The sequence below is a fragment of the Ruegeria sp. E5 genome (assembly GCF_056534105.1).
The window spans coordinates 19739-33783 of record NZ_JBQFPA010000002.1 but is presented as its reverse complement, the minus strand read 5'-3'; the positions used below and the strand labels follow the sequence as shown (position 1 = coordinate 33783).

Genomic DNA, 14045 nt, shown 5'->3' with positions numbered 1-14045 from the left:
TCGTTAGTGAGCCAGAAACACGGGGATTTCTGATTGCTCCAGCATATTGCGGGTCGCACCGCCCAAAATGGCCTCGCGAAAGCGCGAATGGCCATAGGCCCCCATAACGATCATATCGGCCTCGGTATCGGCAGCGTGGCGATTGAGGATGTCCGAGACGCGCGTCATGGTCTTGCTGAGCACGTCGATTTCGCACTTCACCCCATGTCGCGCCAGCATCTGAGATAGCAGACCGCCCGGGTCCGATCGATCCGGCCCATGACGCGGTGGATCAATCACGACAATCCGTGTGAGTTCGGCCTGCTTCAAGAATGGCAACGCGCGACGGATGGCGCGCATCGCTTCGACGCTTTCGTTCCAGCCCGCCATGACGGTTTTTGGGGCCGAAATCGGTTTGTTATCATCGGGCACTAACAGCACCGGCGAATGGCCTTCGAACATGGCGGCCTCGACGATGGGTTCAGCTTCTGCGTCGCGGTCTTTTCCATAAGGTCGCGGCAATACCACGAGATCCGAAAAGCGCGCGCGACGTGCGACATGTCGCCCGAGATCAGCGATCTGAGCTACCCCGTTTTCAGCGGACCAGCGCACGCCCGACTTACCCAGATAATCCTGAGCGTAGGCGAGTATCTCGTCCGCCTCGGCATTGGCACGGCTCAGGGTCTCCTGCAGGATCAAAGCGTTTGCACCGGCATAATAATAACCGGTCTGACTGCGATCGACGCCAAGACACAACGCTTCGACATGGGCGTCCTGCCCTTCTGCCAATGCCACCATTTGTGCCAGTGCGTTCTGAGAAAGCTTGGTTTCCGTCATGACCGTAAGAAGAGATTTAAATGCCATGTCGACCTCATGTTTCCGGCGCTGTCCGTTGCCAGCGCGTGTCTGTTTCTGCAAAATACCTCTCACAGAAAACAGGGGCTTGTCTTGATGCAGATCAAAGCGTCAAAGGCGACCTCGCTGCATTACAGCATGCAGTCAAAAAGGTTTCGCGTGACACGAAGAATCGCGCGAGGCATGGCAAAGGGACGCAATATGTCAAATTACATCAAGCTGATCGTGCTTGGGCTGGTGGTGCTGTTCGCAGCCATCGGCTCTAACTACGCACGGGATTTGGCGTATCAGGTGCACGCGATTCTGGTGATGTTGATCGCCGGCGGTCTGTTCATCTGGACGCTTAGAAACACGGAAGAGCCAGATATCCTCGTCGACCGCTCTGGTGAGTATATGGATGACGTGATCCGCTACGGCGTGATCGCAACCGCATTCTGGGGGGTAGTCGGGTTCCTGGCGGGGACTTTTATTGCGTTCCAGCTAGCCTTTCCGGCGCTGAACTTCGAATGGGCGCAGGGCTATCTTAATTTCGGGCGTCTGCGGCCTTTGCATACATCGGCGGTTATCTTTGCCTTTGGCGGTAACGCGTTGATCGCAACTTCGTTCTATGTCGTACAGCGTACCAGCGCTGCGCGACTTTGGGGTGGAAACCTGGCATGGTTCGTGTTCTGGGGCTATCAGCTGTTCATCGTGCTTGCGGCAACCGGTTATATACTTGGTGGAACGCAGTCGAAAGAATATGCCGAACCTGAATGGTACGTTGACCTGTGGCTGACTGTTGTCTGGGTTGCCTATCTGGCTGTTTATCTGGGCACGATCATCAAGCGGAAAGAGCCGCACATCTACGTGGCAAACTGGTTCTATCTGGCCTTTATCGTGACTGTCGCCATGCTGCACCTGGTCAACAACATGACCATCCCGGTCAGCATCTGGGGATCGAAATCGGTCATCGTCTGGTCTGGTGTTCAGGATGCCATGATCCAGTGGTGGTATGGCCACAACGCCGTGGGCTTCTTCCTGACTGCCGGTTTCCTGGGTATGATGTACTACTTCATCCCGAAACAGGCTGAGCGTCCGGTATTCAGCTACAAGCTGTCGATCATCCACTTCTGGGCGCTGATCTTCCTGTATATCTGGGCTGGTCCGCACCACCTGCACTATACTGCGCTGCCTGATTGGGCCTCGACCCTTGGCATGGTGTTCTCGGTGATCCTATGGATGCCTTCGTGGGGTGGTATGATCAACGGTCTGATGACCCTGTCGGGTGCATGGGACAAACTACGCACTGACCCAGTGATCCGGATGATGGTGATTTCGGTCGGCTTTTACGGCATGTCCACGTTCGAGGGTCCGATGATGTCGATCCGCGCTGTGAACAGCCTCAGCCACTATACCGACTGGACTATCGGTCACGTACATTCGGGCGCGCTGGGCTGGAACGGTATGATCACCTTTGGTGCTCTTTACTTCCTAGTCCCTGTTCTGTGGAAGCGTGAGCGTCTGTACTCGCTGCAGCTGGTCAGCTGGCACTTTTGGCTCGCCACCATTGGCATCGTTCTCTACGCGGCGTCGATGTGGGTCACCGGTATCATGGAAGGCCTGATGTGGCGTGAAGTGGATGCCAATGGCTTCCTGGTGAATTCGTTCGCTGACACCGTTGCCGCGAAGTTCCCGATGTATGTGGTGCGTGCGCTGGGTGGCGTGATGTTCGTCGCTGGCTCGCTGATCATGTGCTACAACCTGTGGATGACTGTACGGAAAGCGCCGGCCAAAGAGGCCAGCCTGACCGTCGCGGTCCCGGCTGAATAAGGAGGGCCGGAGCAATGGCAATTCTCGACAAACACAAGATCCTCGAGACCAACGCGACCCTCCTGCTGATCTTCAGCTTTCTGGTCGTGACCATCGGTGGCATCGTACAGATCGCGCCCCTGTTCTATCTTGAGAACACCATCGAGAAGGTGGAGGGCATGCGCCCTTACACCCCTCTCGAACTGGCGGGGCGTGAGGTTTATCTGCGCGAAGGCTGCTATGTTTGCCACAGCCAGATGATCCGCCCAATGCGTGATGAGGTTGAACGCTATGGCCACTACTCGCTGGCGGCCGAATCCATGTATGATCATCCGTTCCAATGGGGGTCCAAACGCACCGGGCCGGATATTGCCCGCGTCGGTGGCCGGTATTCGGATCAATGGCAGGTGGACCACCTGCGCGATCCACAATCGGTGGTGCCGGAATCGGTGATGCCGAAATACGGCTTCCTTGAGGATCGTAAGCTAGACGGCAAGTATATCGGTGACATCATGGCGGCAAATGCCGTGGTCGGCACCCCGTATACCGACGAGATGCTTGAACAGGCGCAGGCCGATTTTCGGGCGCAGGCCGATCCGGACAGCGATTATGATGGATTGTTGGAACGCTATGGCGACAAGGTCAATGTGCGTAACTTTGACGGTCAGCCCGAGCTGACTGAAATGGATGCGTTGGTTGCTTACCTCCAGATGCTGGGCACGCTGGTCGATTTCTCGACCTTCACCCCGGACGCAAGCCGTTAAAGGAGGGTGTGATGGAACTATACACAATTCTAAGGCAGTTCGCGGATAGCTGGATGTTGCTGCTCCTGTTCTCGTTTTTTATTGGCATAATCATCTGGGTTTTCCGCCCTGGTGCCAGCAAGGAATACAAGGACACCGCCAACATCCCGTTCCGGCACGCTGATGCCCCAGCGCCCCGTCGGGGCGACGACAAACCCGCCACATCCAAGGAGGCGCGGCAATGAGTAAGACACCTGAAAAACAGCCGGGCGATCCTAACACCACGGGTCACAGCTGGGACGGAATCGAGGAATTCGATAATCCGATGCCACGCTGGTGGCTTTGGACCTTTTACGCGACCATCATTTGGGGCGTGATCTACACGATCATGTACCCCGCATGGCCCTTGGTTCAATCGGCAACCGCCGGTGTGCTGGGTTGGTCCTCGCGCGAGCTGGTGCAGCAGGAAATGGTCGCGTTCGAAGAGGCAAACGCACCGTGGAACGCCAAGCTGGTGGAAACACCGCTGGAAGAAATCTCGGCCGACGCGGAGCTGCAACAATACGCAGTTAACTCTGGTGGCGCTGTGTTCCGAACCTGGTGCGCGCAGTGCCACGGATCGGGCGCGCAGGGTGCGCCGGGTTTCCCGAACCTGCTGGATGATGCCTGGCTGTGGGGCGGCTCGCTTGAGGATATCGAGTACACCATCGCCTATGGCATCCGGAACGAGGAAAGCGACGACGCGCGCTATTCCGAGATGCCGGCCTTTGGTGAGATCCTCGAAAAGGATGAGATCACTCAAGTGGTTCAATACGTCATGTCCCTGACTAACGCCCAGACCGATGACGCGGCGGCGCAGGCAGGCAAGGTTGTGTTCGAAGACAACTGCGCGGCTTGCCACGGTGATGACGGCAAAGGCGACGTTTCCCAGGGCGCGCCGAATCTGACCGATGCGATCTGGCTTTACGGCGGCAGCCAAGAGGCCCTGACCGAGACGGTCACCTACAGCCGCTTTGGTGTGATGCCCCCGTGGGAGAATCGCCTGACCGACGCGCAGATTCGCGCTGTCACGGCCTATGTCCACCAGTTGGGTGGCGGTCAGTAAGGGTTAAAAGAACACCTCCGGGCGGTCTCCCGCCCGAAGGTCGAGGCACCGGCTGTTCCATCTGTTCGCGCGTTTCCAGAACAGCCGGTGCCGATTTTCAAACAATAGGGCTGCAATCTCTGCCGGTCCAGATACGGCATTCAATCCAGTATCAAAGATCGTTCAGATTTACATCGCGCGGGTTTTCTCTCCACCAATGATGTTCGGGCAACCAGCGCCGCTTGCGACGGCCCGGCTTTGGCGCATCGTAGATGTGAGGCGTATTGATGCGTGTCGCGTTCAAAAAAGATCTGGCGAATACGATCAGCATGGTTTCCCTCCTGTGCAGAGTTGTTTCTGAGCTTTAAGATTGACCTTTCGCACGCCGAATGCGACTCAATTACCATTTCAATGTGTAAGTAGGGTTTACATATGGACTGGCTATCACTGCCGCCGTTGGCCTCTCTCAGGGCCTTTGCAGCCTTCGCTGAGAAGCGAAGTGTTGTCGAGGCCGGTGCTGCGCTCAATGTTAGCCACGCTGCAATCAGTCAGCAGCTTCGCGCGCTCGAGAAACATCTGGGCGCGGCTCTGCTGGACCGAACGGGCAAAGCGCTGACACTTACCGCGGAAGGTGAGCATCTGGCCCGTGCCCTGCAGCTTGGATTTGGTGCTATCGAGGCTGCTGTGGGTGATCTGGCTCGCTCGGCTCAGGACCGCCCGGTTCATGTGTCGCTGACGTCTTCCTTCGCTGCATCTTGGCTGATGCCGCGACTGCCGAGTTTCCGCGCGACGCATCCCGACGTAAACCTGATCCTAGATCCAACCTTTGAGGTGGTCGAGCTGCAACCGGGTGGCGTGGATGTAGCGATCCGTTATGGCGCCGGCGGTTGGCCGGGGGTGGAGTGTGAGATGTTGTTGCAGACGCCGATGGTCATCGTCGCCTCTCCCACACTATTGGGTAACAAGACCGATTGGTCCCCGGCAGAACTTGCGCAGTTGCCGTGGCTTGAGGAAATTGGCACGACTGAGGGGACAAAATGGCTGACTGAGCGAGGTGTCGGACCCGAACGCGGCGCGGGGCGTACGCAGCTTCCCGGTAACCTGCTGCTGGATGGTTTGCGGTCTGGGCAAGGGGTCACCGTCACTGTGCGACAATTCGTCGAAGCGGACATCAAAGCGGGCCGCATCGTCGAACTGTTCGCCGAGCCGGATACGCGCGGGTATCATATAGTTACGCAAAAACAAGCTCTTAGGCGATCCGTGAAAATCTTCATCAACTGGCTGAGGCGCGAAGCGCGAAGCCAGCAGTAATTCACGCGTCTAAAGGTGTCTGCTCGATGCGCGTTTTGACCCATGTCAAAGTCCCTTGCCTCGTGATCTGGAAGAACACACACTCAGAATAGCCAGTTGCGGAGCCAGCCTGTGAGCGATTCCAATCCCACCCCCAGTCTCTACGCCGCCAGAGAGCCGATTTTCCCGAGACGTGTGTCCGGCCCGTTTCGCAATTTGAAATGGATCATCATGGCGGTGACGCTGGGCATTTACTATGTGACGCCTTGGATCAGGTGGGATCGCGGTCCAAGCCTTCCGGATCAGGCCGTTCTTCTGGATCTGGCGAACCGCCGCTTCTATTTCTTCTGGATCGAGATTTGGCCGCACGAGTTCTATTTTGTCGCTGGGCTGCTGATCATGGCGGGATTGGGTCTGTTCCTGTTCACCTCGGCGCTTGGGCGGGTCTGGTGCGGGTATGCCTGCCCGCAGACGGTTTGGACGGACCTGTATATCCTTGTAGAGCGCTGGATTGAGGGCGATCGTAATGCGCGCCTGCGTCTGCACAGGCAGAAAAAGCTGGATTTCCGCAAGGCGCGGCTGCGCCTGACCAAGTGGGTCGCTTGGTTCTTCATCGGGCTCGCGACCGGCGGCGCCTGGGTTTTCTATTTTGCGGATGCACCAACTCTGGCGCGTGATCTGGTCACCGGAAACGCGCATCCAGTGGCCTATACGACGATGCTGATTCTGACCGGCACCACATTTTTCTTCGGTGGCTTTGCACGCGAACAAATCTGCATCTATGCCTGCCCATGGCCGCGCATTCAGGCCGCGATGATGGACGAGGATACCCTGGTCGTCGGATATCGCGAATGGCGGGGTGAACCACGCGGCAAAGGCAAACGTACGGCTGACAGCGAGCTGGGCGATTGCATCGATTGTATGGCTTGCGTCAATGTCTGCCCGGTAGGGATCGACATCCGAGACGGTCAGCAACTGGAATGCATCACCTGTGCGCTTTGCATCGACGCCTGCGATGACATGATGGCCAAGATAGGCAAGCCCCGCGGTCTGATCGATTACATGGCGCTGAGTGATGAGGCCCGCGAACGCGAAGGTCAGCCACCCAAAAACGTTTGGAAACACATCCTGCGTCCGCGCACGATCCTGTACACGGCGCTATGGTCACTGGTCGGATTTGCACTGCTCTTTGCGCTGTTCATTCGTTCGGATATCGATTTGACGGTTGCGCCGGTGCGGAACCCGACTTTCGTTACCCTTTCAGATGGCACGATCCGTAACACCTATGATGTACGCCTGCGCAACAAACATGGCGAGGATCGGCCATTCAAACTGACGATTGCGGGCGATCCATCGCTGCAGATTGAAATCGAAGGTGTTGAAGGCGAGACTGTTAATGTCACTGCAGATACGGCACAATTGACCCGCGTCTATATCACCGCTCCGCAGGGTACTGCCCCTGCGGCGGCTGACAGCACATCGGTTCGCATCTGGGTCGAAGATCTGGAAAGTGGTGAGCGAGCCTACAAGGATACCAGTTTCAACGGACGAGGAAGCTGAGAATGGCAGAACGTCAATTCACAGGCAAACACGCATTGGCGGTATTTGTCGCGGCCTTTGGCGTGATCATCACGGTGAACCTCGTCTTGGCTTATAGTGCAATCAAGACCTTTCCGGGGCTTGAGGTGAAGAACTCCTATGTAGCCAGCCAGGAGTTCAATGAACGTTTGAAGGAACAGCAGGCCTTGGGTTGGAACATCAAGGCCGAGCTGACCGGAGGGCTGCTGGTGCTATACATAACCGATCAGACCGGTTCCCCTGTTGAAGTGGCAGATCTGCAGGCCGTGGTGGGGCGCGCCACCCATGTGAAGGAAGACTTCTCGCCGGACTTTACTTTTGATGGCATCGCCTATGCCGCTCCGGCTGCCCTGGGCAAAGGGAACTGGAACATTCGCCTTGTGGCCAAAGCAAAAGATGGTGCCGAGTTCGCGCAACGTGTGCCCCTGTATGTGAAAGGTTAGAGATGGTTGCGCAAGCCACCCCATCTCGGGCAGCCTGTCCTGGCTGCATCGCAGCCCCGGCAGAAGCGGCGCGGCCAATCCCAGAGGATGTGCAGATCGCGCTGTCGCTGCCGGGCATCCACTGCTCGGCCTGCATCTCTACGGTCGAGCGTGAGTTGAATGCCCATCCCGGCGTTGAAGACGCGCGGGTCAATCTCACGCTGAAACGCGCGATGATCAAGGCGGCACCGGATACGCGCGCCGCCGATCTGATCCCGGTGCTGGAGCGCGCTGGCTTTGAAGCCCACGAACTGGATCCGGGTGCGCTTTCGGCTACGCAAACCGATAAGGCCGGGCGCGATCTGCTGATGCGGCTGGCAGTGGCGGGTTTTGCTTCGATGAACGTGATGCTGTTATCGGTGTCGGTCTGGTCCGGCGCCACCGATGCGACGCGCGACATGTTCCACTGGATATCGGCGGCGATTGCGCTGCCTGCAATTGCATTCTCGGCCCAGCCTTTCTTTTCCAACGCCTGGAGCGCGCTGCGCGTACGCCGGTTGAATATGGATGTGCCGATTGTTTTGGCGATCCTGCTGGCTCTGGTCACGTCGCTTTGGGAAACTGCACTCAGCGGTGAACATGCTTATTTCGACGCGGCTTTGACCCTGACGTTCTTCCTGCTAGCGGGCAGGTATTTGGACTATCGCACCCGTGCCGCGGCACGTTCGGCTGCCGAAGAACTAACCGCGCTGGAGGTCCCGCGCGCCATCCGGCTAGTGGATGGGACCGAAGCGGAAGTGGCGGTGGCGAGCCTTAACGTGGGTGATCTGATTCTGGTTCGCCCCGGAGGGCGCATGCCAGTGGATGGCGAAATCATCTCGGGCCAGTCCGAGTTGGACCGGTCGCTGCTGACCGGGGAAACCCTCCCAGTCTTTGCCGAGGCCGGGCTGAACGTCAGTGCAGGTGAGGTTAACCTGACTGGCCCCCTGACCATCCGTGCGACGGCAGTCGGGGAAGATACCTCGCTGCACCGTATGGCGGATCTGGTAGCCATCGCTGAATCGGGCCGATCACGATATACCTCGCTGGCAGACAAGGCGGCCAAGCTTTATGCGCCGGGAGTGCATATACTCTCCGCGCTCAGCTTCCTAGGATGGTATATTTATTCGGGCGATATCCGGACGGCGCTGAATATCGCTGCGGCGGTTTTGATCATCACATGTCCCTGCGCGCTGGGCTTGGCAGTCCCGGCGGTAACCACTGCAGCATCAGGCCGATTGTTCCGCAGTGGCATGCTGATCAAACACGCGACCGCGTTAGAACGGCTGGCCGAAGTGGATACTGTGGTATTTGACAAGACCGGCACCCTAACATCCGGTGCGCCTGAGTTGACCAATCTTGGTGATCATTCGCGTACCGATTTGCAAGTGGCTCTGGCATTGGCCGAAGCGTCTTCGCACCCCTTGTCTCTTGCCCTTGCAAAGGCTGCGCGTGAAGCCGGGATCAAGCCTGCCAAGTTGCACGATGTTGTTGAGGTGCCGGGATATGGCACTGAGGGCGTTTACCGTGATCAGCAGGTCCGGCTGGGTCGAGCGGCCTGGGTCGGCGGCGAAGATGGTGAGCAGACCGCAGCCTGGCTCGCACTCGGATCGCGGACGCCATCGCGCTTTACTTTTACCGACAGTCTGCGCGCAGGCGCTGCCGAGGCGGTCGCGGCTTTCCGTGCGGCAGGCAAAGACGTCATCCTGATTTCCGGCGATACGGAAGGCGCGGTTCAGGCCTTGGCGGGCAAGCTTGGCATTGAGAACTGGATCGCCCAGGCCTTGCCTCAAGACAAAGCTGCCAAAGTGCAGGAACTAAGCGATCAGGGTCGGCACGTTCTGATGGTCGGCGATGGGCTGAACGATACGGCGGCATTGGCGGCGGCGCATGTCTCGATTTCTCCGGCCAGCGCCTTGGATGCCGCGCGGGTGGCGTCGGATATCGTGCTACTGGGCAATGATCTGTCCCCGATCGCTGAGGCTTGCGATACAGCCGTCAGGGCGACGCGTCGGATTCGCGAGAATTTCCGGATCGCCACTGTCTATAACATCATCGCGGTCCCGCTGGCCGTTGCCGGGTTGGCGACACCCCTTATTGCGGCATTGGCGATGTCGACCTCGTCGATTACTGTTTCGCTGAACGCTTTGCGGCTGAGGTAACTCTGATGGAAGTGCTTGCCTATCTGATCCCGATTTCCCTGCTTTTGGGCGGGGTTGGCTTGGTTGCGTTTATCTACACGGTCCGCTCGAACCAGTATGAGGATCCGGAAGGCGATGCGCGCCGTATCCTCAGCGACGAATGGGATGACAAGCCCAAGCCCTGACAGAGGCGTCAACAGCCCTTGAAATTGCCGCAATGCCCGGCTATGTCCGGCCCATCCGCTAGAAGAGAGATTGTAGCCTCATGGCAACCTTAAACCCGATCCAGTTCATTCAGCAGGTCCGCGCCGAAGTCGCAAAGGTCGTCTGGCCGACCCGTCGTGAGGTTCTGTTGACCACGGTCATGGTGTTCATCATGGCGGCGCTGACGGCTGTGTTCTTTGCGCTGGTTGATCTGGGCATTCGCGGCGGTCTGCAACTGGTACTCGGCGCGTTTAGCTAAGCCGGTTTGGGCAAGCCGAAACGCGACTGCCCCCTTGCACAGCTTGCGATGTCAGAGTAGGTGACATGACTATTCGGAATGGGCGTGCGGCGAATCGGGCTGCGCGCCGCTTTTTGTTCCGGGTGACGCAATGGGATTTCAACGAAGGGCGCGATGCGTCGCAGCCCAAAGGCAAACAAGGACGACAGGTTCATGGCGAAACGGTGGTATTCGGTCAGCGTTCTTTCGAATTTCGAAAAGAAGATCGCAGAGCAGATACGCACGTCGGTGGCTGAGCAGGGCCTTGAAGACGATATCGACGAGGTTCTGGTGCCCACCGAAGAGGTGATCGAAGTGCGCCGGGGCAAGAAGGTCACCACCGAACGCCGCTTTATGCCGGGTTACGTGCTGGTACACATGGAAATGTCGGATCAGGGCTATCACCTGATCAACTCGATCAATCGCGTTACCGGCTTCCTGGGCCCCCAAGGCCGCCCGATGCCGATGCGCGACGCCGAGGTGAACCAGATCCTCAACCGCGTTCAGGAAGGTGAAGAAGCGCCCAAGCTGATGATCAGCTTCGAGGTCGGCGAGAAGGTCAAGGTCAACGACGGCCCGTTCGAGGATTTCGACGGCATGGTCGAAGGTGTGGACGACGAGAACCAGAAACTGAAAGTTTCGGTTTCGATCTTTGGCCGCGAAACACCGGTCGAGCTGGACTTTACGCAGGTCACCAAGCAGAGCTGATTGGTTTCCATCGTACCATCGTTTGGGGTGCCTTATGGGCACCCTTTTTACGTTTGGGGCGTGCTCATCTGCCAGACAGTTTGATCCTCACCAAAACCTTTAAGTGATACAGTTCCGACCGGTTCGCAGAGTGTCGGGAGAAATGCTGCGGCTGTATCCGAAAGGACATGGTCGCAATCCAAGTCTGTGGCCGCCGCTACAAGTCTAGCCGCCAAATTGACGTCGGGACCGATGGCCGTGAAATCCAGCCGATCCCCGCCACCTACATTTCCATAGTGGAAGCGACCATGATGGATCGCAGTCCGTACGCCTAGCTTGTGCTGGAAATCGGCCTCGGCCAGCGACGCCACACCCTCGCGCACCGCTGCGATGGCGGCCTGAATCTGCACCTTTGGCGGAAGATCCGTGCTGGTAGGGAAGATGGCAAAAAAGCCGTCGCCCATGAACTTCAGAATCTCTCCGCCGTGGTCCATGACCGACGGGACAAGGCAATCAAACGTGTCATTCAGCAGCCGGACCAGCGTAGCGCCGGAAACCGAATTCGAAAGGCGGGTAAATCCCTTGAGATCCGCAAACAGGATAACGGCCTCAATTTTGCTGCCATCACCGCGATGTACTTTACCGTCCAGAATGTGGGCGCCACTGTTACGGCCGACATAGGTCGACAGCAGGTAGGTCGCGTCGAGCCGCAGCATATAGGTCTCGGTCAGGCGGGCGAGCGGACCGCGAACCCGGCTCAGGATCGCTAGATCACTCTCTGAAAACCCACCGGGCGTGGCACTTGACCAAGTGCAGACATGGGTATCGCCGTTGAGATAGATCAGCGGTTGCGCCAGATAATCGGTGAAGCCCTGCTCGCGCAATTCGCCGACAATGATGTAATCCTCGGGGCAGCTGGGGTCTTCCAGATGGCGGCGGATGGGTTGCTGACGCTCGATCACATGCGGCAGGGGGTTATCGGTGTAGATCGCCTCGTTGAACAATTGAGACGGCGCGTCGACCCGATCAACGCCAGCGTCCGCTTTCCACAGGAAACGTCGACCCATCAGATTGGGATGCAGCGTCCAGATGAACAAACCGAACCGGTCGATGGCGACACCGGCATCCAGCAGACGGGTACAGATACCTTCGATGATATCGACCGCATTTCCAGCTGGGCGGGCACCGTCAACCATCCACTCGATCAAAGTGTCGATCTTGTCCTGTTTTGGGATCGGTTCCGGTGGGGTCGGCATAGTGGCACCCTCAAGATAGAACGCCGCGATGCAAACAGACACCGCGGCGTTATTTGTATCAGCCTCGCAGTGGCTGAAACGACTGAGTGCGCGACTTACTGCGCTTGAACCATAGCCGCACGCAACAGTTGCGGGCGGTCGGTCTGGGACGGCAGGAAGACGGCTTGCGAACCGGCATCCAGTGCCGAAAGGCTCGCATCGTACCACTGCATCGCAAGATCGCGACGCTGTTGCACACCAAAGCCTTCGCGCAGGTGGTGGCCGATCAACTCTCCATAGGCAGGCTCACCCATCGCGACTAGCATCAATGCGGAACCGACTGCCGTGTCCATGTTGTCCTGACGGTAGCCCATCGACAGACAGACCTTGCTTGTCGCTGCAAGATCAGCGGGGCTGAGGCCCGAGTCCAGCGCAAGCTTGCGTACCTGGGTTTCAGCTTCTGCCTTCGAGCTGATCGAAAGCGCATCAACTTGCGGTGCCAACATTTCGCCGTACGAGTCGCATTGTGCGCTCACCTGATCCGGCGTCAGCCCCTGGATATCCGCCATCAGATCTTCGCCACGCGCCATTGCATAGCTGCGAGCAAGGCAGAACTGTTCGCTGAGGGCAAAATCGGCATCCGTCATATTTGACAGCGTCGTGTAGCCCCCGTTTGTCGAGGTCTGCAGCATCACCCCGCTACACCGATTGGCCAGCGATGGGCCGCCGGTCCCGCCGGAAAACAGGCTTGGCAGGCTGGCAGAGGCGGTTTCAGTTGTATTGGCCTCGGGCTCTGGTTCCTGAGCTTGAGGAACCACAACCGGAATCGTGGTTGCTGGGGCTTGTGCTGGTGCCTGAGGGGCAGCAGCCAGGGCAGAGCCGGTTTGTATCTGCCGACGGTATTCCATCAAAAGCGGTTGGCCTGCGAGTTGGGTTGTCGTCTGACCGCCGCTTGTCGCCCAGTAATAGGCCTGCATCAGGAAGTCGCGCTGATAGGGCTGGAAGTCATAGCCATTCACGGGGTAGCCCATCGAGACCTGATAGCGTTCGATCGCAGACCGCGTGCCACGACCGACCTGACCATCAACGCGACCGGCGTTGTAGCCAAAATAGTTGAGCGCGGTCTGGGTTTGCGCCCCTTGTGTGGTCGACGGAATTCCGGGGCGATAGGTGCGTGTTGTTGTTGACCTCGTCCGGGCCTGCTGTTTTCTCTGCTGATCCCGGCCGATAGCGTAGCCGATGACGCCACCAACCACAGCACCGCCCAGTATCTCGCCAGCATCGGCCCGCGCGGTCTGAGGAGAAAACGCCGCAAATGACAGCGCGATGCCAACTGTTATTAATAAACGAATGATCATAATTAACCTCCACCAAAAACACTAATTTCGTCGAGTATAGCACAGCTGCGAGAATTGAGGTGAGGGGGGGTGGCGGAAACCCGACCATCCCGCAACCACCGCGCAGATTCTGCATTGATATTAATTTCTTAAAAGTTGTCAGTCGCACCTTGTTAGTAACGATCTGTACGCCGTGAGCGTATGAGACCCACTTGGGGGCTTGATTCGATGTGTGAGAGCAGGGCAGGCCACTTGCCAACCCCGCCGTTCCGCTGTAAGTGCCGCCCCTATCGTCTTCGGGCGAGATTCTCTCGTGGGAGGTTGCTGGGATCGCGATCCCGGATCGGACCACGCAACATAGTCTGGGTGAAACGCGTTTCACCTAA

15 protein-coding genes are annotated in these 14045 nt (G+C 58.0%); 11 read left to right on the top strand and 4 right to left on the bottom strand.

The annotated features are described in order from the left end of the window. Positions 1–3: 3 nt before the first annotated feature. Entirely contained in the window at positions 4–843 is an 840-nt protein-coding gene (locus ACR0BI_RS08315; RefSeq protein ID WP_480563103.1) for a universal stress protein, read from the bottom strand. A gap of 192 nt (positions 844–1035) precedes the next feature. Between ACR0BI_RS08315 and ccoN the strand changes: the two genes are divergently transcribed. The 4 genes from ccoN to ccoP are packed head-to-tail and all read left to right on the top strand — an operon-like array spanning position 1036 to position 4470. Then, positions 1036–2643, top strand: a complete 1608-nt coding sequence (gene ccoN, locus ACR0BI_RS08310) for a cytochrome-c oxidase, cbb3-type subunit I (RefSeq protein WP_170398630.1) — start codon at positions 1036–1038, stop codon at positions 2641–2643. A gap of 14 nt (positions 2644–2657) precedes the next feature. After that, the gene (ccoO, locus tag ACR0BI_RS08305) at positions 2658–3386 is read left to right on the top strand and encodes a cytochrome-c oxidase, cbb3-type subunit II (protein WP_170398627.1); all 729 of its coding nucleotides are present in this window, start codon (positions 2658–2660) and stop codon (positions 3384–3386) included. 11 nt (positions 3387–3397) lie between these two features. Then, complete coding sequence (locus ACR0BI_RS08300) at positions 3398–3610, top strand: cbb3-type cytochrome c oxidase subunit 3 (RefSeq protein WP_170398624.1); 213 nt, start codon at positions 3398–3400, stop codon at positions 3608–3610. Then, positions 3607–4470, top strand: coding sequence for a cytochrome-c oxidase, cbb3-type subunit III (ccoP, locus tag ACR0BI_RS08295; RefSeq protein ID WP_170398621.1), 864 nt, complete (start codon positions 3607–3609; stop codon positions 4468–4470). Before ACR0BI_RS08300 ends, ccoP begins: the two co-directional genes overlap by 4 nt. Before the next feature lie 151 nt (positions 4471–4621). Here the strand turns inward: ccoP and ACR0BI_RS08290 are convergent, their stop codons facing one another. After that, the gene (locus tag ACR0BI_RS08290) at positions 4622–4780 is read right to left on the bottom strand and encodes a hypothetical protein (protein ID WP_170406520.1); all 159 of its coding nucleotides are present in this window, start codon (positions 4778–4780) and stop codon (positions 4622–4624) included. 101 nt (positions 4781–4881) lie between these two features. On the opposite strand from ACR0BI_RS08290, the gene ACR0BI_RS08285 reads away from it, so the two are divergent. The 7 genes from ACR0BI_RS08285 to nusG all read left to right on the top strand — a co-directional run bounded on the left by ACR0BI_RS08285 (position 4882) and on the right by nusG (position 11108). Beyond that, positions 4882–5760, top strand: a complete 879-nt coding sequence (locus ACR0BI_RS08285) for a LysR family transcriptional regulator (RefSeq protein ID WP_170406517.1) — start codon at positions 4882–4884, stop codon at positions 5758–5760. A gap of 111 nt (positions 5761–5871) precedes the next feature. Next, positions 5872–7299: a cytochrome c oxidase accessory protein CcoG gene (gene ccoG / locus ACR0BI_RS08280; protein WP_170398610.1), complete on the top strand. Its 1428-nt coding sequence runs from the start codon at positions 5872–5874 to the stop codon at positions 7297–7299. A 2-nt stretch (positions 7300–7301) separates the two neighbouring features. Beyond that, positions 7302–7760, top strand: a complete 459-nt coding sequence (locus tag ACR0BI_RS08275) for a FixH family protein (RefSeq protein ID WP_170398607.1) — start codon at positions 7302–7304, stop codon at positions 7758–7760. A gap of 2 nt (positions 7761–7762) precedes the next feature. After that, a complete protein-coding gene (locus ACR0BI_RS08270; protein WP_480563102.1) occupies positions 7763–9940 on the top strand; it encodes a heavy metal translocating P-type ATPase in 2178 nt (725 codons plus the stop codon). 5 nt (positions 9941–9945) lie between these two features. Beyond that, positions 9946–10104: a cbb3-type cytochrome oxidase assembly protein CcoS gene (gene ccoS, locus ACR0BI_RS08265; RefSeq protein WP_074737762.1), complete on the top strand. Its 159-nt coding sequence runs from the start codon at positions 9946–9948 to the stop codon at positions 10102–10104. An 80-nt stretch (positions 10105–10184) separates the two neighbouring features. Beyond that, complete coding sequence (gene secE, locus ACR0BI_RS08260) at positions 10185–10382, top strand: preprotein translocase subunit SecE (protein ID WP_170398600.1); 198 nt, start codon at positions 10185–10187, stop codon at positions 10380–10382. Positions 10383–10574: 192 nt separating this feature from the next. Further along, positions 10575–11108 carry a transcription termination/antitermination protein NusG gene (nusG, locus tag ACR0BI_RS08255; protein ID WP_152459924.1) on the top strand — a complete coding sequence of 178 codons (534 nt, stop codon included), beginning with the start codon at positions 10575–10577 and terminating at the stop codon, positions 11106–11108. A gap of 47 nt (positions 11109–11155) precedes the next feature. On the opposite strand, the gene ACR0BI_RS08250 is transcribed toward nusG, so the two are convergent. Beyond that, positions 11156–12343, bottom strand: a complete 1188-nt coding sequence (locus tag ACR0BI_RS08250) for an adenylate/guanylate cyclase domain-containing protein (RefSeq protein ID WP_170406509.1) — start codon at positions 12341–12343, stop codon at positions 11156–11158. 95 nt (positions 12344–12438) lie between these two features. After that, positions 12439–13680: a peptidoglycan-binding domain-containing protein gene (locus ACR0BI_RS08245; protein WP_170406505.1), complete on the bottom strand. Its 1242-nt coding sequence runs from the start codon at positions 13678–13680 to the stop codon at positions 12439–12441. Between the last annotated feature and the right edge of the window lie 365 nt (positions 13681–14045).